This window comes from Amycolatopsis sp. 3B14, from assembly GCF_050958625.1.
Taxonomy (GTDB): domain Bacteria; phylum Actinomycetota; class Actinomycetes; order Mycobacteriales; family Pseudonocardiaceae; genus Amycolatopsis_E; species Amycolatopsis_E thermoflava.
The window spans coordinates 25,263-44,829 of sequence record NZ_JBHZEN010000050.1 but is presented as its reverse complement, the minus strand read 5'-3'; the positions used below and the strand labels follow the sequence as shown (position 1 = coordinate 44,829).

The following is a 19,567-nucleotide window of genomic DNA, read 5'->3' as shown; positions in this document are numbered from 1 at the left end:
ACGAGGCTCATCTTCGTCTCGTCCTGGGCCGAACAACGTCCGCACTTCACTTTGTACCCAGTGACCGCCGTCACTTCAAGGGGTCGGACGGGTGCACCGGTACAGACGCTCGATCCGGTGAGGTGGGCACCCTCAGCGACTAGACTTCTACGTTCCCCCACGGCGTTTGCGCGTCAGCCCGTACCAGGTCACGCCCGCCGCGGCGACCGCGCCGAGACCGAGTCCGACCGCCAGCGTCGCCGTCGACGGCGCCGGGAACCGGCTCCGCAACGAGACCGGTTTGGTGAACTCCAGCACCGGCCAGCCGCGGTCGAGCGCGGTCCGGCGAAGCAGGCGATCGGGGTTCACGGCGTGCGGCTTCCCGACCGTCTCCAGCAGCGGGACGTCGGTGCTGGAATCGGAATAGGCGTAACACTCGGCCAGGTCGTAACCGTTCTCCGCGGCCAATTGTTTCGCCGCAACCGCTTTTTGTTCGCCGTAGCAGTAGAAAGCGATTTCCCCCGAATAGCGACCGTCCACGACGGCCATTCTCGTCGCGACGCTGCCCGTCGCGCCGAGCATCGCCGCGATCGGCGTCACGACCTCGTCGCCCGCCGCCGACAGCACGATCACGTCGTGGCCCTCCGCCTGGTGCCACGCGATCAGCTCGGCGGCCTCGGAGTAGACGAGCGGGTCGACGATGTCGTGCAGCGTCTCGTTGACGATCGCCCGCACCTGTGCGACGTCCCAGCCCGCGCACAACGCCGAGATCTCGGCGCGCATCCGCTCGGTCCGGTCGGCGTCCGCGCCGGACAGGGAGAAGACGAACTGCGCGTACGCGCTCTTCAGTGCCGCCCGCTTGCTGATCAGCCCCTCGCGCAGCAGCGGCTTGCTGAAGGCCAGTGCGCTGGAGGAGGCGATGATCGTCTTGTCCAGGTCGAAGAAGGCCGCGACACCGGTTCCGGTCGCGGCGCGCCGGTCGCCCGGCGGCGAGCTGGGAGGTTCTGCCACGGCTTCAGGATAGAAGTAGATCGTTCGCGGGGCGGTGAGGTGACCACGAACGGTGTCGCCCGGTCGGAAATTCGTTGCCCACGGTGGAAATCGATTGCCGGTGCCGTTACCGAATTGTGGGTGTCGCGGGCGGCGTTGCGGGCCGGTCGGCGGAGTTACAGTGGACCGCATCCGGTGTTCCCACCGGCGGTTCAGTCCAACCCCCCGGGGCTGAGCCCTCGGCGACCCCCGCCCCTCCCCCCTGGCGGGGGTCGCCCCTTTTCTCCGCGCGCGGGCGCGGATCTTGCCACAGCGCACCGACGATCCCGCTCTGCCGAGCCGCCTCGGTCGCGAGTTGTCCACAGGACCCCAGTTGTCCACAGCTCCCGCCGGAGCTCCTTGTCGCGGCACGGCGCGAGCACGACGGTGGAGTCAGGTCAAACACCGATCACCACTGGGGGCCGTCATGGAACACGCTCGTCCGCTCGTCATCGCCCACGACGAGGTCATGCTCGACGAAATCCTGCGCGTCGCCGCGGCCGTGGGCTGCGAAACGGAGCGCGCGCCCGATCTGCTCGCCGCCCGGCCGCGGTGGCCGGACGCGCCGCTGGTGCTGGTCGACGAGCAGGTGGTCGACGGCGAGGTGGAGCTGCCGCGTCGGCCCGGCATCCTGCTGATCACCAAGGGCGCGCCGGATTCCCGGACATGGCGACGGGCTTTCCGCGCCGGTGTCGAAGCTGTCGTGTCGTTGCCGGAGGACGAATCGGCGCTGGCGTCGGCGCTGGCCGACGTCGTGGACGGGCCGGGGTTGCCGGGCGGGCGGATCATCGGCGTGCTGGGCGGCCGCGGTGGAGCCGGGGCGTCCGTCCTGGCGGCGGCCACCGCGCTGGTCGCGTGCCGCACCGACCCCGGCGGGCTGCTGGTGGACTGCGATCCGTTGTCCGGTGGGATCGACGCGCTGCTGGGAGCCGAGAACACGGAGGGGCTCCGCTGGCCCGAGCTGCGGCCAGGAGCCGGCCGGTTGTCGATGCCCGCGCTGCTCGAATCGCTGCCCGAGTTCCGGTACCGCGGCCTGCGGCTGCCGTTCCTGTCCTGCCACCGCAATGGCGACGGGCCGACCGGGCAGGGCGTGGCGGCGGTGGTCGAGGCCGGTCGCCGGGCGGGCCGGACGGTGGTGTGCGATCTGCCGCGTCACCTCGACGGTCCTGGCCTCGCGGTGATCGCGCGTGCCGACCTCGTGATCGTGGTGATCCCGGCCGAGATGCGCGCCTGCCTGGCCGCCCGCCGGGTGGTCAAGCAGCTGGGTGACCCGGCCGGCCGGGTCCGGCTCGTCGTCCGCGGGCCCGCGCCGGGTGACCTGGAGCCGAGCGTCGCGGCCGGCGCGATCGGGCTGCCGCTGCTGACGTCGATGGCCGTCGAACGCCAGCTGGACCGGGAGATCGAGCGCGGCAACTTCCTCCCGCGGCCGCGCGGCGCGCTGATGGAGACCGCGCGCCTGATCGTGGAGCAGTCGCAGTCGAAGCAGGTGCTGGCGGCATGAACTCCGAACTGGTCGAGCGGGTCCGCCTCCGGCTGGCGGGCGCTGGCGCCGGGACGGACCCGGCGACGGTGGCGGACGCGGTGCGTGCCGAAGCCGGACGTCCGGTCGGGCACACGGAGGCGCTCGACGCCCTGCGGCTCATCCGGCAGGAGCTGGCCGGTGCCGGTCCGCTGGAACCGTTGCTCGCCCTGCCCGGCGTCACCGACGTGCTGGTCACGGGTCCGGACGACGTGTGGGTCGACGGGGCCGGCGGGTTGCGCCGCGCCGATGCCCACTTCGAGGGCGAGGAGGGAGTGCGCCGTCTCGCCCAGCGGCTCGCGCTCGCCGCCGGACGGCGGCTCGACGACGCCCAGCCCTACGTCGATGGCTGGCTGCCCGGGCTCGGGCCGCACGGCCGCGTCCGGTTGCACGCAGTGCTGCCACCGATCGCCGCCGACGGAACCTGCATCTCGTTGCGGATCCTCCGTCCCGCCGTGCACGACCTCGCCGCGTTGCGTGAGCTGGGCACCTTCGGGGCCGAAGGCGCGGAGCTGGTGGAGTCGGTGGTCGCCGCCCGGCTGGCCTTCCTCGTCACCGGTGGCACCGGCGCGGGCAAGAGCACCCTGCTCGCCGCGATGCTCGGGGCGGTGTCCCCGGCTGAGCGGATCGTCTGTGTCGAGGACGCCGCCGAACTCCAGCCCGCGCACCCGCAGTTCGTGCGGTTGACCGCCCGGCCGCCCAACGTCGAGGGCGCGGGGGAGGTCGGCCTGCGGGACCTGGTGCGCCAGGCGCTGCGGATGCGACCCGACCGGCTCGTGGTCGGCGAAGTGCGCGGCCAGGAGGTGTGCGAGCTGCTCAACGCGTTGAACACCGGTCACGACGGGAGCGCGGGAACGTTGCACGCGAACTCGACGGCGGAGGTGCCGGCCCGGCTGGAAGCGCTTGCCGCGCTGGGCGGTCTGTCCCGCGCGGCCTTGCACAGCCAGCTCGCGGCCGCGGTGCAGGTCGTCCTCCACATGCGCCGGTCGTCGTCGGGGCAGCGGGAACTGGCGGAGGTCGGCGTGCTGAGCCGGAGCGACAACGGGGACGTCCGGGTGCTTCCGGTGTGGCAGGACGGGGGGTGGACGAAGCGGCGGGTCTTGTTCTCCGCGTTGCTGCCCCGGGGAGGCGATCCGTGCTGACCCACTCGCTGGCCTGCGCGGCCGCGGCCGCCTTGTGCTGGCCGCCGGTGCGTGGCTCGGCGGCTCGGCTGGGCGCGCTCGCGCCGTCTCCGGCACGCCGCGGATTGCCGAAGCCGCGAAAGGCGGTCGCGCTCGGGCTGGTTCCGTTGCTGTTCGTTGTGCCACCGATGGTGTGGGCGGCAGGCGCGTTGCTCGGCTTGGCCGGCTGGCGCCAGTGGCACACGCGTCGCCGATCGAAGTCCGGGCTCGCGATGCGCCGGGCGATGGCCGAGGCGCTGCACGCGATGGTGGTGGACCTCCGGGCCGGCGCGACGCCCGCGCTGGCCGCCGAGTCCGCCGCGGCCGACGCTCCTCGCCCGGTCGCCGAGATCCTCGACGCGGTGGCCGGCGCCGCCCGCCTTGGCGGGAACCTCGCCGAAACACTGGCGACGGTCACCACGGCCGAACCACTGTCCGCGGCGCGGAGACGTCTGGTGCGAGCGTGGTCGCTCAGCCAACGGCACGGCCTCCCACTGGCCGACCTGCTCGACGCGGTTCGCCAGGACATCACCGCCGAGCTGCGGTTCACCAGCCAGTCGGAGGCAGCGATGTCCGGCCCCCGCGCGAGCGCGATGGTCCTCGCCGCCCTGCCGGTCTTCGGGCTGCTGCTGGGCGAGGGCATGGGAGCCCACCCGACCCACATCCTGTTCGCCACCCCGAGCGGCAACGCCCTCCTCCTGCTCGGCACAGCGCTGATCATCACCGGCGGCGCATGGAGCGCCCACCTCACAAGACGAGGCACCCCGCGATGAGCAAGCCCACCCCAGCCCCCGCGGCCCACACCACCCCGACCCGAGCCAGTTCCCCCACTTCACCCCCGCCCTCCATCGCCGCCCACATCCCCTGCTCGCCCTTCCCCGCGAGCGGCTACCTCTGCAGCCACAAAGGAGAAGCCCCGCGATGAGCACGCCCACTCCCGCCCCCGCCCCACTGCCCATCCCACGCCTTTTCCCCCGTTTCGGTTCGGCTCACGCGCTGCGAAGGCGGTCGCAGCAATTCCACCCCGGCCCCGAGCCAGTGCCGATCCCATCCGGCGCAGTCTTGCCGCACCTGGCTACTTCCGCCGCGACCCGAGGAGCCCCGCGTTGAGCACGCCCACCCCCCGCCCAATTGCCCCACAACCCTTTCACCCCAAGCCAAATGTTCCCCCCGTTTCGGTTCGGCTCGCGCGCTGCCAAGGCGATCGCAGCAATTCCACCCGGCCCCGAGCCAGTGCCGGTCCGACCCGGCGCAGTCTTGCCGCACCTCGTTGCTTCCGCCGCAACCCGGGAGCCCCACGGTGAGCACGCTTACCCTCGTCCCGCTGCCCACCGCCTTTCCACCCCAACTCGAGCCAGTTCCGCGGTTTCGGTTCGGCCCACTTGCTGCCGAGGCGGTCGCAGCAATTCCACCCGGCCCCGAGCCAGTGCCGATCCCATCCGGCGCAGTCTTGCCGCACCTGGCTACTTCCGCCGCAACCCGGGAGCCCCACGGTGAGCACGCTGACCCTCATCCCGCTGCCGACAGCCTCTCCACCCCAACCCGAGCCAGTTGCCCGGTTTCGGTTCGGCCCACTTGCTGCCGAGGCGGTCGCAGCAATTCCACCCGGCCCCGAGCCAGTGCCGATCCCGTCCGGCGCAGTCTTGCCGCACCTGGCTACTTCCGCCGCAACCCGGGAGCCCCACGGTGAGCACGCTGACCCTCATCCCGCTGCCCACACCCCTTCCATCCCAACCCAAGTCTTTCCCCCCGTTTCGGTTCGGCTCGCGCGCTGCCTTCCCGATCACAGCAGTTCCACCCCGCCCGATCCAATCCGGCGCGGTCTTGCCGCACCTGGCTACTTCCGTCGCAACCCGAGGAGTCCCGCGATGAGCACAGCCGCCGTGGTGGTCGCGTTGCTGGGCGCGGCACTGTTGACCCTTCCCGGCAGGCCAGTCCCAGGTCTGCGGTTGGCGCACCTCTTTCCCTCGCCACGGTCACCCGCGCGCATTCGCGGTCGGCCGCCTCGGAGCGATCCCCTCGACCTAGCCGCGACGTGGGATCTGCTCGCAGCCTGCTTGCGCGCCGGGCAACCGGTGCCCGCCGCTCTCCGCGCCGTCACCGATGGCGTCACAGGGCCGGAAGCGGATGCCCTTCGCGCTACTGCCGGTCTGCTCGAACTCGGCGCCGATGCGACCGAAGCGTGGGTGCCCGCGCTCCGTTGTGCCGGCACCGCCGAGTTCGCCCGCGCGGCCAAGCGGACCGCGCGCAGCGGGACCACCCTCGCCGACGCCGCCACCGACCTCGCCCGCGGAATCCGCGCATCACTCGGCGATCGCGCCGAGGCGCGGGCTCAGCGCGCGGGCGTGCTGATCGCCGGCCCGCTGGGGCTCTGCTTCCTCCCGGCCTTCGTGTGCCTCGGGGTCGTTCCGGTGGTTCTCGGCCTCGCCGGACGCCTCAACGTGTTCTGACCCTCCACAACAGACAAAGGAGACCTCCCATGTTGTTCCGCACCAAGCCCGCCGGCCGCCACGCAGCCCCCGCCCGTCCCCGATGGTGGCGTCGTTGGCTGCGCCCGGTGCTGGCCGCCGACGACGGTATGAGCACCGCCGAGTACGCGATCGGTACGATCGCCGCCGCGGCCTTCGGGGCGTTGCTGTACACCGTCGTCACCGGAGACTCCGTGGTCGGCGCCCTCACCGGGCTGGTCGAGCAGGCCCTCACGGTGCAGTTCTGATGAAGACACGAGCCCGCGCCGGCCCAGCCGACCGCGGCGCGGTGACGGTCGAAGCGGCGATCGCGCTATGCGCGCTGACCGTGGTGGTGGGGCTGGTGCTCGCGGGCTTCACGGCGGTGGCCGGTCAGCTCCGCTGCACCGACGCAGCCCGCGAGGCAGCGCGGCTCCTCGCCCGGGGTGAACCGCAACTGGCCGCGCAGGCGGTCGAGCAGATCGCCCCGCCGGGCGCGCAGCTCGCGGTGAAGACCGAGGGAAACAGCATCACTGTCGAGGTGCGGGCCGCCGCGGCCGGCGGGCTCCTGCCCGGGCTCCGCCTGGCGGCGCGCGCCTTCGCCGTCCTCGAGCCAGGAGCCGCCGATGCCCCTCCCTGACCTGATCCGTCTGCGCCGGCCGGTCTGCCTCGCCCAAGGGGCGTTGGCTGTCCGACCGCTGACCCGGCTCCCGGCTGGCCCGGCCCCGGTGAGGGATCCGCACCGGCGGGATCGGGGTGCGGCGACCGTCTGGGCCGCGTGCGCCATCGCCGGCCTGGTGGTCGTCGCTGGGTTGTTGTGGGGGCTCGGGTCGGCAGCGATCGCTCGGCACCGGGCTGCCGGCGCGGCCGACCTGGCTGCCCTCGCGGCTGCAGGTCAGGCTGTCGAGGGGAGCGATTTCGCCTGCGGGCAGGCGCTGTGGGTGGCCGAGCGGATGGGCGCCCGGGTGGTGAGTTGCCGCTTCGAGGGGTGGGACGCACTCGTCGAGGTGGTCGTCGACACCGGGCTCGGTCCCGCGGCCGGCCGGGCCCGTGCCGGTCCCTGAGGGGGCGGTGGGCTGGTGCCGGCCGCCCGCCGAGCCCCGTGCCGGGTCCCTTGAGTCGCGTCGCCACCGGGCGGGCTGGTCGACGGACCACCACCCGCGCCGCGGCCGGCCCGGGAGGGCAGCCTCGTGCTGGGGCTGCGACGAACGGTCGGTCCCGCGCCGAACGGTAGGTGCGCCGACGGAGGTTGGGCGGTCGCCCTCGCGCGCCGAGCGGTCACAGGCGGTGGCGGCCGGCGAGTGGCGCGCGAGGTCGGAAACCGTTGGTATGCAGGAGAAACGTGTGCTGGAGATCACGATTGACGAGCGGCGCCGTCAACCGCTCGTCGTCGATGGGCAGCGGCCGAGCGGCGTTCGGCCGCGCCGAGCAGGGGATCGTCGCTCGTCGCCCGGGAGCAGCCGGTTGTCGCGTGGCGGGTTCCGGCACTTTGCAACTTGCCGTTTATTGGGAACCAGACAGCCACCGCGAGCGGTGGAACAAGCAAGGAGTTGTGGACGGAAATGTTGGACACGGATTGGTCGGACAGCTGGCGGGGCGCCTTCCGCATCGAGCTACGCGCGGAGGCCATCGGTCTCGCCTGGCACGGGTGGCCGGTGCTGCCCGGCACCTTTCCGGCGCAGGCGGACGCCGAGGGCTCCTGGACCGGCCCGGTGCCCGTCCACGAGGACTGGGCCGACCGGCTCGGCGCCCACCCCAACGAGGTGGCCGGCTGGTGGACCGGACAGCCCTACAGCCTGCTCGTCGCGACCGGCACCGTGCTGGACGCCGTCGAGGTTCCCGATGAACTGGGCAAGCGTGCCGCCCGCCTGCTCCGCGCGACCGGCCACCCCGCGCCGATCGTCGCGACGCCCGACGGCCGCTGGCTGTTCCTGACCACGGTCGCCGACCGCATCCCGGAGGAGCTCGCCACCGACGGCGAGGTCCGCTGGCACGGCCAGGGCAGCTGGATCCCGCTCCCGCCCACGCCGTTCCAGCACGGCGTTGTGCACTGGCGGGTCAAGCCGGATGTGTGGAGCTGGCGGCTGCCGTCCGCCGACGCCGTGCACTCCGTGCTCGCCCGCGCTCTCGACCAGCAGGGTTCCGACCGGACCGCCCTCGTCGGCGCCGGTCAGTTCGCCGCAGCCTGAGCCACCCCGTGGTCGTGCCGGGCACTGTGAAGACTCACCGCCCCGAGCACGGTTTCCAGCACGGCCACCGCCCCCGCCTTGTCCAGTGGGTCGTTACCGTTCCCGCACTTCGGTGACTGCACACAGGACGGGCATCCCGCCGGGCACTCGCAGGAGAGAATGGCCTCCCGCGTAGCGGCCAGCCACGGGACAACAGCAGCGAAACCGCGATCGGCGAATCCCGCGCCTCCGGGATGGCCGTCGTGCACGAACACCGTCGCCTCCCCGGTGTCAGCGTGCAACGCGGTCGAGACGCCGCCGATGTCCCACCGGTCGCACGTAGCGAAGAGCGGTAGCAGGCCGATCGCCGCGTGCTCGGCGGCGTGCAGGGCGCCGGGGATGCGCGCCGGATCCAGACCGGCGCCCCCCGGCGCCCCGCCGAATCCAAACGGGCCACCGCTTCCGGACGCCTGGTCAGTTCCAAGCGCGCCGCCGGTTCCAGACGGCTGGCTGGCTCCGAGCGGGGCGCCGGCTCGAGACGGCTGGTTGGCTCCGAGCGGGCCGTCGGCTCGAGACGGCTGGCTGGCTCCGAGCGGGGCGCCGGCTTGGGAGGGCTGGCCGGCCTCAAGTGGGCCGCCGGCCTCGAGTCGGCCGTTGGCCGGGGCTTGGGCGCCTGTGTTGGGTGCTCCGTCGCGGGTCGGTGCTCCGCTGGCCGTACTGGCGGCCCGAGGGGCTTCCAGCAGCTCCGGGCTGATCGTGTACCACACGGCCCGCGTCTCGAGCGTCTGCGCCGGCAGGTCCAACGCCACCTGGTCCAGGACCTCGCCGGACGGGCGGCGTCTCAGGTAGCCGACCACCTGGGAGGTCACCGCGACCTCGCCCAGGCACACGCTCACCCCGCCGTAGTCGAGGCGTTCCTGCGTGCTCAGCACGGTGATGTCGGCGACCTCCCGCGCCGACGTCGTCCACTCCGGGTCTTCCGCGTGCACCAGCGCGACCCCGGACTCCAGGTCCAGCTCGTCCACCACGTACGACGAACCCTGGTGCAGGTACACCGCGCCCGGATGCACCGTCGTGCACGCCGAGCCCGGGTCGACCGTTCCGAGCAGCCTCGACGTGTCCGCCTCCACGACCGCGATCTGCTCGCCGCCCGAACCACGAATATCCACCTCGTAGTGGGGGCGGTCCCGGGACGTCCAGTACCAGCCGCTGGGCCGCCGCCGCAGCAGCCTGTCCGCCACCAGCCTGTCCAGCACCTCACGCGCCGCCGCGCCGCCGAACGTGTCCAGCTCGCCCGTGGTCAGCGGCAGCTCCGCCGCGGCGCACGCCAGCTGGGGCGCCAGCACGTACGGGTTCGACGGGTCCAGCACCGCCGTCTCCACCGGCCGCTCCAGCACCGCCGCCGGGTGGTGCACCAGGTACGTGTCCAGCGGATCGTCCCGCGCCACGAACACCACCAGCGCGTCGTCACCGGACCGGCCTGCCCGGCCCGCCTGCTGCCAGAACGACGCCAGCGTGCCCGGATACCCCGCCAGCACCACCGCGTCCAGCCCCGCGATGTCCACACCCAGCTCGAGCGCGTTCGTCGTCGCCACGCCCTTGAGCTCGCCCGACAGCAGGGCACGCTCCAGCGCCCGCCGCTCCTCCGGCAGGAAGCCCGCCCGGTACGCCGCCACCTGCGACGGCAACTCGCTGTCCACTTCGGACAACAACCGGCGGGCGCCGAGGGCCGTCAGCTCCGCGCCCCGCCGCGACCGCACGAACGCCAGCGTCCGCGCACCCTCGATGACCAGCTCCGCCAGGATCCGGCTCGCCTCCGCACCCGCCGACCGGCGCACCGGCGCACCGTTCTCCCCGCGGTGGTCCTCCACCAGCGGCGGCTCCCACAACGCCACCGTCCGCGCCCCGCGCGGCGACGCGTCCTCGACCACCGGCACGCAGTCCTCGCCCACCAGACGGCACGCGAACTCGCCCGGCTCCGCCGTCGTCGCCGACGCGAGGATGAACACCGGCGACGAACCGTAGTGCCGCGCCACCCGCTGCAGCCGCCGCAGCAGCAGCGCGACGTGCGACCCGAACACGCCCCGGTAGCTGTGGCACTCGTCGATCACGACGTAGGACAGCTTGCGGAACAACCGCGCCCACCGCGAGTGCGCGGCCAGGATGCCGCGGTGCAACATGTCCGGGTTCGTGAACACCCACCGCGCGTGCGCCCGCACCCAGTCGCGCTCCGCCATCGGAGTGTCACCGTCGTACGACGCCGCCCGCACCCCGGGAACGTCCAAAGCGGACACCGACCGCAGCTGGTCGGCGCCCAGCGCCTTCGTCGGCGACAGGTACAGCGCGCACGCCTTGTCGTCCGCGACCAGCTTCGACAACACCGGCAGCTGGTAGCACAGCGACTTGCCGGATGCCGTGCCCGTCGACACCACGACGTGCCGCCCCTCGAAGGCCAGCGACGCCGCCTCCGACTGGTGCGCCCACGGCCGCTCCACTCCGCTCGAGCGCAGGGCCGTCACCACCCGCGGGTCCGCCCACGACGGCCACTCGGTGTGCCGCGCCTCGCGGGCGGGCAGGTCGGCCACGTGGGTCACCGGGTTCTCCCGGATCCCGGCGGTGACCCGGTGCAGCAACCGCCGCGCGCGCTCGGTTCCCGCAACCACATCCACGCGTTCCAGCTTCGCACACGTGTACGACAGAACCGGTCGCGTGTGAAAAGATCATGAACCGTGAGCAGGCTCACATGCACCGAGAGTGATCGTTACGGGACGCCCTGACCGCGCCGGATCCATTACCAATACACTCCCCGCAACCGGCACCACTTGTGGTGTAGATCCCATGCCAGCGTCGGCACGGCTTTCGGAAGGCGAGCTGTCACTGGCGACAGGAACGTTTCCAGGAGGACGGATGTCCCGGCAGACCCTCGCGGAGGGCCTCGAGTTTTCCGGAGGTGACTACGGCATCGCGGCCGTCGTCGCCGTCATCGCCTTGGCCGCTCTGGTCATCGGCTGGTTCCTGCTCAAGGAGGTGCTGGCCGCCGGCCAGGGCACCACGAAGATGCAGGACATCGCCAAGGCCGTGCAGGAAGGGGCGGCCGCGTATCTGAAGCGGCAGCGCAACACCCTCTCGATCTTCGGTGTGGTGGTGTTCCTGCTGCTCCTCGCGCTCCCGGCGGAGGACTGGAACGAGCGCATCGGCCGCTCGCTGTTCTTCCTCGTCGGCGCGGTGTTCTCGTTCCTCATCGGCTACACCGGCATGTGGCTGGCGACGCGGGCCAACCTGCGGGTCGCCGCCGCCTCCCGCGAGCCGGGCGGCCGGGAGAAGGCGATGCGCGCCGCGTTCCGCACCGGCGGCGCGGTCGGCATGTTCACCGTCGGCCTCGGCCTGTTCGGCGCCGCGGTCGTCGTGCTCGTCTACACCGGCCAGGCGCCGAAGGTGCTCGAGGGCTTCGGCTTCGGCGCCGCGCTGATCGCGATGTTCATGCGTGTCGGCGGCGGCATCTTCACCAAGGCCGCCGACGTCGGCGCGGACCTGGTCGGCAAGGTCGAGCAGAACATCCCGGAGGACGACCCGCGCAACGCGGCCACCATCGCCGACAACGTCGGCGACAACGTGGGTGACTGCGCCGGCATGGCGGCCGACCTCTTCGAGTCCTACGCGGTGACCCTGGTCGCCGCGCTGATCCTCGGCAGCACCGCGTTCGGCGTGGACGGCCTGCTGTTCCCGCTGATCGTGCCCGCCATCGGTGTCATCACCGCGGTCATCGGCGTCTACATCACGCGCGCCCGCTCCGGTGAGAACGGCCTGGTCACCATCAACCGCTCGTTCTACATCTCGGCAGCCATCTCCGCGGTGCTGTGCGCGATCGCCGCGTTCGTCTACCTGCCCGGCTCGTTCGCCGAGTTCGGCGCGGACCAGGCGGGCATTGAGGGCAACCCGGCGCTCATCGCGTTCATCGCGGTGATCATCGGCATCGTGCTGGCCGGCGTGATCCTGAAGCTGACCGGCTACTACACCGGCACCGAGCACGGCCCGGTGAAGAACGTCGGGGAGACCTCGCGGACCGGCGCCGCGACCGTCATCCTGTCCGGCATCTCGGTCGGCTTCGAGTCGGCCGTCTACACGGCGCTGGTGATCGGCGCGGCGGTGTTCGGCGCCTACCTGCTCGGCGGCACGATCGCGCTGTTCGCGGTCGCGCTCGCCGGCACCGGCCTGCTGACCACGGTCGGCGTCATCGTCGCGATGGACACCTTCGGCCCGGTCTCGGACAACGCGCAGGGCATCGCGGAGATGTCCGGCGAGGTCGACGAGAACGCGGCGCAGATCCTGACCGAGCTGGACGCGGTCGGCAACACCACCAAGGCGATCACCAAGGGCATCGCGATCGCGACCGCCGTGCTCGCGGCGACCGCGCTGTTCGGTTCGTACCAGGACTCGATCTCCAAGGCGCTCGCCGACATCGGTGAGTCCGCCGCGGGCGTGAAGTCGTTCGTGGACACGATCGTCAGCCCGAACACGCTGGTCGGCGTGATCATCGGCGCCGCGGTGGTCTTCCTGTTCTCCGGTCTCGCGGTCAACGCCGTGTCCCGCGCCGCCGGCGCGGTGGTGTACGAGGTGCGCCGCCAGTTCCGGGACATCCCGGGGATCATGGAGGGCACCACGCGGCCCGAGTACGGCAAGGTCGTCGACATCGTCACCCGCGACTCGCTGCGTGAGCTGGCCACCCCGGGTCTGCTCGCGGTGTTCGCCCCGATCGCCGTCGGCTTCGGCCTGGGCACCGGCGCGCTGGCCGGGTACCTGGCGGGCGCGATCGCGACCGGCACCCTGATGGCGATCTTCCTGGCCAACTCCGGTGGCGCCTGGGACAACGCGAAGAAGCTGGTCGAGGACGGCCACCACGGCGGCAAGGGCTCCGAGGCGCATGCCGCGACGGTCATCGGCGACACCGTCGGTGACCCGTTCAAGGACACCGCGGGCCCGGCGATCAACCCGCTGATCAAGGTGATGAACCTGGTCTCGGTGCTGATCGCGCCCGCCGTCGTGCAGTTCTCGATCGGGCCGGACGCCTCCGCGGGCGTGCGGATCGCGATTTCGCTGGTCGCGGTGGCGATCATCATCGCCGCGATCGTGGTGTCGAAGCGGCGCGCGAGCGTCATGACGGAGACGCCGAGCGAGGACGCCACCCCGGCGAAGACCGCCTGACACGTCCGGAAGGCCGGGTCCGTCGCGCACGGAGCGTGACGGACCCGGCCTTTTCCATGCCCGGCGGTTGCGATCCGCAATCGTCTCGGTACCGTCGGGAAAGAGCTCACGTCGGCAGCTGGAGGTGTGTGGGTGCGGCCCGGGAAGTCGCTGTTCCTTGTGGTGCTGACCGGGCTCTGCGTGGGCCTCTCCGGATGCGGCCAGCAGCCCGCGAGAACCGTCGAGCCGGGCGGCCCCGGCCTGTCGCAGGAACAGGTCCGGCAGCAGGACGCCGCCGCGCGGTGGGCAGACGACTACTGCGTCGCCGTCGGCTCGCTGGTCCAGGGCCTGGCGACGATGCCGAGCGTGGACCCGAGCAGCCCGCAACGCGCGGTGCGCACGTCGAGCGAACTGCTCGGGTCGGTGATCGGCGGGCTGGACCGCGCGCTGGACGGGCTCGGCAAGCTGCCGCCGTCCCCGGTGCCGGGTGGCGACCAGGTGCGGGCCCAGGCCGTGGCCGACTTCCAGGGCGTGCGTGACCGCGCCTCCGCCGTCCGGCAGCGGCTAGATGCCACTGACGCGAGCGAAATCGACGAGGCCACGCTCGGGCAGGCGCACGGCCCGCTGGACGAGGTGTCCCGCCTCGACCTGCTGAACCGCTTCGACGCCGTGCCCGAGCTGGCCACCGCGATCGCGCACGCCCCGGTGTGCCAGCAGCTCACGGTGCAGGTGACCGCCGCGCCCCGCTAGCTCATCCGGGCGCGGGCGTACGCGGCCATGGCGTCACGCAGGTACTCGGCGAGCCCGGGGTGGATCGCCTCGTAGACCCCGCGGAAGCGCTCGTCGTCGCTGTAGAGCCGGCCGAGGCCGGTGTAGGACTCGGCGTCCGGCGTCCAGAAGTTCTCCAGCCAGGCGCGGTGGGCCGCGACCGCGTCGAGCGCGCGCTCGTCGTCGGCCGGGACCCCCTCGCGGAGCAGCTCGGCCAGCCGCTCGGCCGCCTCGGCGCCCTGCCGCTTGACGGCGTCCCACTTCTCGTCCGACCAGCGCTTGCTCCGCTCGTGCGACTGCACGGCGTCCTCACCCCACCGTTCGACCGCTTCCTCTGCCAGCCACTTCGCCTTCTCCGAGTGCGGCGAAAACCCCTCGAACAGTTCCTTGGCGGACATGTGTTCCCCTCCTTCCAGTTCTTCGATGGTCCGGGCGACGGTGTCGGCGAGCCGGTCCAGCCGATCGCGCTCCGCCAGCAGCCATTTCCGGTGCAGCCGCAGGGCCTCGGCCCTGGACACCGATCCGTCGAGCACCTCGGCGATCGTGTCCAGGCCGAGTCCCAGCTCCCGCAGCAGCAGGATCTGCTGCAGCCGGATGAGCTGTTCCCGCTGGTAGTAGCGCCTCCCGCTGGTGTCGGCGAAGGCCGGTGGCAGCAGGCCGATGTCGTCGTAGTGCCGCAGGGTCCGGGAGGTCACCCCGGAGGCCTTGGACACCTGGACGATCGACAGCGGTTCGTCCATCTCGTCTCCATCCTCGCCCGTGAAAACCACGGTAGAGCTTGACGCTGCGTCAACTTCAAGAACTTTTTCCGCGCGACGACTCGCGGGAAATCGAACGGGTGTTCTACCCTGTCCGCTGTGGATCAGATGTCGCTCTTCTCGGCGGAGGCGAGCGGCCCGGACATCGCCGACCTGAGCGGCGTCCTGTGCGGGCAGGGCCAGATCACCGGCTTCGCGCGCACGGCCGCCCGCCTCACCGTCGAGGTGGACGAGGTGTGGCGCGCGCGGGTGCTGGTCGCCGAGTTCGGCAGGCGCGGGGTCGCGGCGGAGCTGGGCCGGACCGAGGACGGCGGACCGGTGGTCCGCACCGCGTTCCGGTCCGATCTGATCGGGCTGGCCAGGGCGTGGCTCGACGACGAGGGGAAGTCGTTGCCGGGACGGTTCCGGCTGACCGGCGCGGCGCTGCGGCTGTGGGCGCTCGCGGCGGGCCGTCCGGGAGTCCAGGGGTACCTGTTGGCCGTCGACGAGCGCGCGCCGGGCACGCACGAGCCGCTCGCCGAGGCGTTCCGGCAGCTCGGCGTGCCCGCGCAGCTCGTCGGGCCGAAGGGCGGCGGGCCTGCCGTCCGCGTCACCGGCCGCCGCCGTCTCGCGACGCTGGCCGAGCTCATCGGCATGCCCCCGCCGGGCGCCGAGCCGGTGTGGCCGCAGCACGCACCGGCCCGGCAGGCGGTGTGATCAGGCGGGAATGGGAACCGGCAGCGCCACGTTCGGCTTGGGCAGCAGGCACCCGTCCCGCACCAGGCTGAGCTGGTTGTTCTTGGCGAAGCAGGCCGGGATCCGGTAGGTCTGCTGCCCGTAGGTCAGGCCCTGCCGGGCGAACACCACGCCGTTCTCGTCGACCTCGCACGGGTTGTTGAACGTGCAGACCTCGCCGTTGTCGTTGCCGGTGTTGTTGATGCCGACGACCTCCCGGCTGCCCTGGTCGACGATCGGCGAGCCGGACGTGCCGTGGACGGTGTCGCAGCCGGGCGCGTACCGGATCGAGTCCTTCCAGGTCCAGCCCGCCTCGCGCACCGAGTACACGACGCGCTCGATCGAGCAGTTCCAGGTGCGGGTGAAGAACCCGGAGACGACGCTGACCGGGGTGCCGACGTTGGCGGGCGAGGCCGCCACGGTCAGCGGGTGCCCGCCGAAGTCGCGGGCGATCTCCCGGTAGGAGGAGTCGAGGGCGTAGAGCGCGACGTCGGTGTCGGTCATCGTGGCGTAGACGAGCTTCGTCGCGCGGATCTGGCCCAGCTCGCGGCCGTCGGCGCCGAGCAGCACCATCTTGCGGTTGGCAGGCCGGTTGACCAGGACCTCACCCGCCTCCGGCATGCCCGACTCCAGGCAGTGACCGTTGGTGAGGACGAGCGCCCGGTCGAACTCGTCCGACTGGGGCAGCCGGACGAGTGAACCGGAGCAGTTGCTGAGCTTGACGATGCCGCTGTAGTCGGCGGCGGGTGCGGCGGACGCGGCGCTGACCCCGGCCAATGCGGGACCGGTCAGCAGAACGGCGAGGATCGTGAACAGGCGGCGGAACATGACGCGGAGCGTAGCGGAACGGCTACTCAGAAGCCCCGCGAAGCGTGTGGCCGGTATCACGTGCTAGGTGTGGAAAGGGGAAGATGACGCACGCCGCGGCCCGTCCCGGCCGGGAAGCGCGGCGGCGTGTTACGTCACCTCGGGGGACATCACCGGCAGGCAACGTGCACACTTGCTGGTTGAACAGGCGCCGCTGCTGCAGCGGCGGGATGGAGCAGGAGAGCGGACAGCGTGGCTGGATCGACGAAGACGAAGAAGGACGACACCGGGGCGAACGGCGCCGGTCGTCGGCGGTTGGTGATCGTCGAGTCGCCCGCCAAGGCCCGCAAGATCGCCTCCTACCTCGGCCCGGGCTACGTCGTGGAGTCCTCGGTCGGGCACATCCGCGACCTGCCGTCGAAGGCGGAGGACGTCCCCGCCAAGTACAAGGGCGAGTCCTGGGCGAAGCTCGGCGTGAACGTCGACCACGACTTCGAGCCGCTCTACGTCGTCTCCGCGGACAAGAAGTCCAAGGTCACCGAGCTGAAGAGCCTGCTGAAGGACGTCGACGAGCTCTTCCTCGCCACCGACCCCGACCGCGAGGGCGAGGCCATCGCCTGGCACCTGCTGGAGACCCTCAAGCCGAAGGTCCCGGTGCGCCGGATGGTCTTCCACGAGGTCACCGAGCAGGCCGTCCGCGCGGCCGCCGAGGACACCCGCGAGCTGGACGGGGACCTCGTCGACGCGCAGGAGACCCGCCGCATCCTGGACCGGCTCTACGGCTACGAGGTCTCGCCGGTGCTGTGGAAGAAGGTCATGCCGCGGCTGTCGGCGGGCCGGGTGCAGTCGGTCGCGACGCGGCTGGTCGTGGAGCGCGAGCGGGAGCGCATCAAGTTCACCTCGGCCTCGTACTGGGACATCTCCGCGACAATGGACGCGGGCGAGGACGCCACCCCGCGCCAGTTCCCGGCGCGCCTGGTGTCGGTCGACGGCGCGCGCCTGGCCACCGGCAAGGACTTCGACGCCTCCGGGCAGCTCAAGGCGAACGCCAAGGACGTCCGGGTGCTCGAGGAGGCGGCGGCGCGTGCGCTGGCCCAGGGCCTGCACCAGCGGGACTTCAAGGTCACCAGCGTCGAGGAGAAGCCGTACACGCGGCGGCCGTACGCACCGTTCATGACCTCCACGCTGCAGCAGGAGGCCGGCCGGAAGCTGCGCTTCAACGCCGAGACCACGATGCAGATCGCGCAGCGGCTGTACCAGAACGGGTACATCACCTACATGCGTACCGACTCCACGACGCTGTCGGAGTCGGCGCTCGCGGCGGCCCGCAGCCAGGCGACCGAGCTGTACGGCAAGGACCACGTCTCGCCGACGCCGCGGCAGTACACCCGCAAGGTCAAGAACGCGCAGGAGGCCCACGAGGCGATCCGCCCCGCCGGCGAGGTGTTCCGCACGCCCGGCCAGGTCGCCGGTGAGCTGCAGGCCGACGAGTTCCGGCTGTACGAGCTGATCTGGCAGCGCACGATCGCCTCGCAGATGGCCGACGCCAAGGGCACCACGATGTCGGTGCGCATCACCGGCACCGCGAGCACGGGCGAGGAGTGCGTGTTCGCCGCGTCCGGCCGCACGATCACCTTCGCCGGCTTCCTGAAGGCCTACGTGGAGGCGGTGGACGCCGACTCCGGCGCCGAGGCCGACGACAAGCAGAGCCGCCTGCCGCAGCTGGTCAAGGACCAGGCGCTGACCGCGACCGACCTGTCCCCGGACGGGCACGCGACCACGCCGCCGGCGCGCTACAACGAGCCCAGCCTGGTCAGCAAGCTGGAGGAGCTGGGCATCGGCCGCCCGTCGACGTACGCGTCGATCATCAAGACCATCCAGGACCGCGGGTACGTCTGGAAGAAGGGCGCCGCGCTCGTCCCGTCGTGGGTCGCGTTCGCCGTGGTCGGGCTGCTGGAGCGGCACTTCGAGCGGCTGGTCGACTACGACTTCACCGCGGCGATGGAGGACGAGCTCGACCGCATCGCGGCCGGGAACGAGCAGCGCACCCGCTGGCTGTCGCGGTTCTACTTCGGCGGCGAGCAGGGCGTGGACGGCTCCGTCGGGCGCCTCGGCGGGTTGAAGAAGCTGGTCAGCGGCGGGGTCGAGGACATCGACCCGCGCGAGATCAACTCCATCCCGATGTTCGAGGACAACGACGGGCACACCGTGCACGTGCGGGTCGGCCGCTACGGCCCGTACCTGGAGCGCGAGGTCGACGGCAAGCCGCAGCGCGCGAACCTGCCGGAGGACCTGCCGCCGGACGAGCTGACCGTGGAGATCGCGGAGAAGCTGTTCGCGACCCCGCAGGAGGGCCGTGACCTCGGCGTCGACCCGGTCACCCAGCACCGCATCGTCGCCAAGGAGGGCCGGTTCGGCCCGTACGTCACCGAGGTGCTGCCGGAGCCCGAGGAGACGGAGGGCAAGAAGACCAGCAAGGCGAAGAAGCCGAAGCCGCGGACCGGCTCACTGTTCCAGTCGATGTCGATCGAGACGGTGACGCTGGAGGACGCGCTCAAGCTGCTGTCGCTGCCGCGGGTGGTCGGCAAGGACCCGGAGACCGGTGAGGAGATCACCGCGCAGAACGGGCGCTACGGGCCGTACCTGAAGAAGGGCACGGACTCGCGGTCGCTGTCGAGCGAGGACCAGATCTTCTCGATCACGCTCGACGAGGCGCTGAAGATCTACGCGGAGCCGAAGCAGCGTGGCCGCCGGGGCGCCGCGAAGCCGCCGCTGAAGGAGCTGGGCGAGGACCCGGTGTCCAAGAAGCCGATGGTGGTCAAGGACGGCCGGTTCGGCCCGTACGTCACCGACGGGGAGTACAACGCGACCCTGCGCAAGGGCGACAGCATCGAAGGGCTGACCCCGGAGCGGGCGTCCGAGCTGCTCGCCGAGAAGCGCGCGAAGGGCCCGGCGCCGAAGAAGAAGGCGCCGGCGCGCAAGGCCCCGGCGAAGAAGGCGGCCGCGAAGAAGTAGGCCTCGAACAGCAGTTCGACCG

Annotated in this window: 16 protein-coding genes; 12 read left to right on the top strand and 4 right to left on the bottom strand. The window is 71.9% G+C overall.

Going from position 1 to position 19,567, the window contains the following annotated elements:
• Positions 1-147 precede the first annotated feature (147 nt).
• The gene (locus ACCP09_RS26820) at positions 148-990 is read right to left on the bottom strand and encodes an HAD family hydrolase (protein WP_027933588.1); all 843 of its coding nucleotides are present in this window, start codon (positions 988-990) and stop codon (positions 148-150) included.
• A gap of 445 nt (positions 991-1,435) precedes the next feature.
• Between ACCP09_RS26820 and ssd the strand changes: the two genes are divergently transcribed.
• The 8 genes from ssd to ACCP09_RS26780 all read left to right on the top strand — a co-directional run bounded on the left by ssd (position 1,436) and on the right by ACCP09_RS26780 (position 8,323).
• Positions 1,436-2,509 (top strand): septum site-determining protein Ssd, encoded by a 1,074-nt coding sequence (ssd, locus tag ACCP09_RS26815; protein WP_123684615.1) that lies wholly within the window; start codon positions 1,436-1,438, stop codon positions 2,507-2,509.
• A complete protein-coding gene (locus ACCP09_RS26810; protein WP_433751318.1) occupies positions 2,506-3,669 on the top strand; it encodes a TadA family conjugal transfer-associated ATPase in 1,164 nt (387 codons plus the stop codon). Before ssd ends, ACCP09_RS26810 begins: the two co-directional genes overlap by 4 nt.
• A complete protein-coding gene (locus tag ACCP09_RS26805; protein WP_433751315.1) occupies positions 3,663-4,460 on the top strand; it encodes a type II secretion system F family protein in 798 nt (265 codons plus the stop codon). The genes ACCP09_RS26810 and ACCP09_RS26805 overlap by 7 nt, the downstream gene beginning before the upstream one ends.
• A 1,095-nt stretch (positions 4,461-5,555) precedes the next feature.
• Complete coding sequence (locus ACCP09_RS26800) at positions 5,556-6,137, top strand: type II secretion system F family protein (protein ID WP_433751312.1); 582 nt, start codon at positions 5,556-5,558, stop codon at positions 6,135-6,137.
• A 29-nt stretch (positions 6,138-6,166) separates the two neighbouring features.
• Positions 6,167-6,403, top strand: coding sequence for a DUF4244 domain-containing protein (locus tag ACCP09_RS26795; protein ID WP_017985467.1), 237 nt, complete (start codon positions 6,167-6,169; stop codon positions 6,401-6,403).
• Positions 6,403-6,774 carry a TadE family type IV pilus minor pilin gene (locus ACCP09_RS26790; protein WP_027933593.1) on the top strand — a complete coding sequence of 124 codons (372 nt, stop codon included), beginning with the start codon at positions 6,403-6,405 and terminating at the stop codon, positions 6,772-6,774. Before ACCP09_RS26795 ends, ACCP09_RS26790 begins: the two co-directional genes overlap by 1 nt.
• Positions 6,761-7,198: an Rv3654c family TadE-like protein gene (locus ACCP09_RS26785; protein ID WP_433751308.1), complete on the top strand. Its 438-nt coding sequence runs from the start codon at positions 6,761-6,763 to the stop codon at positions 7,196-7,198. The genes ACCP09_RS26790 and ACCP09_RS26785 overlap by 14 nt, the downstream gene beginning before the upstream one ends.
• Before the next feature lie 498 nt (positions 7,199-7,696).
• Entirely contained in the window at positions 7,697-8,323 is a 627-nt protein-coding gene (locus ACCP09_RS26780; RefSeq protein ID WP_027933595.1) for a bifunctional DNA primase/polymerase, read from the top strand.
• Here ACCP09_RS26780 and ACCP09_RS26775 read toward each other — a convergent pair.
• Positions 8,305-10,965 carry a DEAD/DEAH box helicase gene (locus tag ACCP09_RS26775; RefSeq protein WP_433751383.1) on the bottom strand — a complete coding sequence of 887 codons (2,661 nt, stop codon included), beginning with the start codon at positions 10,963-10,965 and terminating at the stop codon, positions 8,305-8,307. The genes ACCP09_RS26780 and ACCP09_RS26775 overlap by 19 nt on opposite strands.
• A gap of 244 nt (positions 10,966-11,209) precedes the next feature.
• Between ACCP09_RS26775 and ACCP09_RS26770 the strand changes: the two genes are divergently transcribed.
• Together ACCP09_RS26770 and ACCP09_RS26765 are read left to right on the top strand one after the other, a co-directional pair.
• The gene (locus ACCP09_RS26770; protein ID WP_027933597.1) at positions 11,210-13,504 is read left to right on the top strand and encodes a sodium-translocating pyrophosphatase; all 2,295 of its coding nucleotides are present in this window, start codon (positions 11,210-11,212) and stop codon (positions 13,502-13,504) included.
• A 132-nt stretch (positions 13,505-13,636) separates the two neighbouring features.
• Positions 13,637-14,233, top strand: a complete 597-nt coding sequence (locus tag ACCP09_RS26765; protein ID WP_231960710.1) for a hypothetical protein — start codon at positions 13,637-13,639, stop codon at positions 14,231-14,233.
• On the opposite strand, the gene ACCP09_RS26760 is transcribed toward ACCP09_RS26765, so the two are convergent.
• A complete protein-coding gene (locus ACCP09_RS26760; protein ID WP_027933599.1) occupies positions 14,230-14,991 on the bottom strand; it encodes a MerR family transcriptional regulator in 762 nt (253 codons plus the stop codon). The two genes, ACCP09_RS26765 and ACCP09_RS26760, sit on opposite strands and share 4 nt — an antisense overlap.
• Before the next feature lie 126 nt (positions 14,992-15,117).
• Between ACCP09_RS26760 and ACCP09_RS26755 the strand changes: the two genes are divergently transcribed.
• Positions 15,118-15,705: a hypothetical protein gene (locus ACCP09_RS26755; RefSeq protein ID WP_123684622.1), complete on the top strand. Its 588-nt coding sequence runs from the start codon at positions 15,118-15,120 to the stop codon at positions 15,703-15,705.
• Here ACCP09_RS26755 and ACCP09_RS26750 read toward each other — a convergent pair whose 3' ends face one another.
• A complete protein-coding gene (locus tag ACCP09_RS26750) occupies positions 15,706-16,551 on the bottom strand; it encodes a trypsin-like serine peptidase (RefSeq protein WP_123684623.1) in 846 nt (281 codons plus the stop codon). It lies immediately after the preceding gene.
• A 231-nt stretch (positions 16,552-16,782) separates the two neighbouring features.
• Between ACCP09_RS26750 and topA the strand changes: the two genes are divergently transcribed.
• Positions 16,783-19,545 (top strand): type I DNA topoisomerase, encoded by a 2,763-nt coding sequence (topA, locus tag ACCP09_RS26745; RefSeq protein WP_027933602.1) that lies wholly within the window; start codon positions 16,783-16,785, stop codon positions 19,543-19,545.
• Positions 19,546-19,567: the final 22 nt, after the last annotated feature.

What these genes read in the sequence shown, in the direction of transcription:
- ACCP09_RS26795 (WP_017985467.1), top strand. Translation starts at nt 6,167, where the DNA reads ATGTTGTTCCGCACCAAGCCCGCCGGCCGCCACGCAGCCCCCGCCCGT.
- ACCP09_RS26755 (WP_123684622.1), top strand. Translation starts at nt 15,118, where the DNA reads ATGTCGCTCTTCTCGGCGGAGGCGAGCGGCCCGGACATCGCCGACCTG.
- ACCP09_RS26810 (WP_433751318.1), top strand. Translation starts at nt 2,506, where the DNA reads ATGAACTCCGAACTGGTCGAGCGGGTCCGCCTCCGGCTGGCGGGCGCT.
- ssd (WP_123684615.1), top strand. Translation starts at nt 1,436, where the DNA reads ATGGAACACGCTCGTCCGCTCGTCATCGCCCACGACGAGGTCATGCTC.
- ACCP09_RS26785 (WP_433751308.1), top strand. Translation starts at nt 6,761, where the DNA reads ATGCCCCTCCCTGACCTGATCCGTCTGCGCCGGCCGGTCTGCCTCGCC.
- ACCP09_RS26800 (WP_433751312.1), top strand. Translation starts at nt 5,556, where the DNA reads ATGAGCACAGCCGCCGTGGTGGTCGCGTTGCTGGGCGCGGCACTGTTG.
- ACCP09_RS26750 (WP_123684623.1), bottom strand. Translation starts at nt 16,551, where the DNA reads ATGTTCCGCCGCCTGTTCACGATCCTCGCCGTTCTGCTGACCGGTCCC.
- ACCP09_RS26780 (WP_027933595.1), top strand. Translation starts at nt 7,697, where the DNA reads ATGTTGGACACGGATTGGTCGGACAGCTGGCGGGGCGCCTTCCGCATC.
- ACCP09_RS26770 (WP_027933597.1), top strand. Translation starts at nt 11,210, where the DNA reads ATGTCCCGGCAGACCCTCGCGGAGGGCCTCGAGTTTTCCGGAGGTGAC.
- ACCP09_RS26790 (WP_027933593.1), top strand. Translation starts at nt 6,403, where the DNA reads ATGAAGACACGAGCCCGCGCCGGCCCAGCCGACCGCGGCGCGGTGACG.
- ACCP09_RS26760 (WP_027933599.1), bottom strand. Translation starts at nt 14,991, where the DNA reads ATGGACGAACCGCTGTCGATCGTCCAGGTGTCCAAGGCCTCCGGGGTG.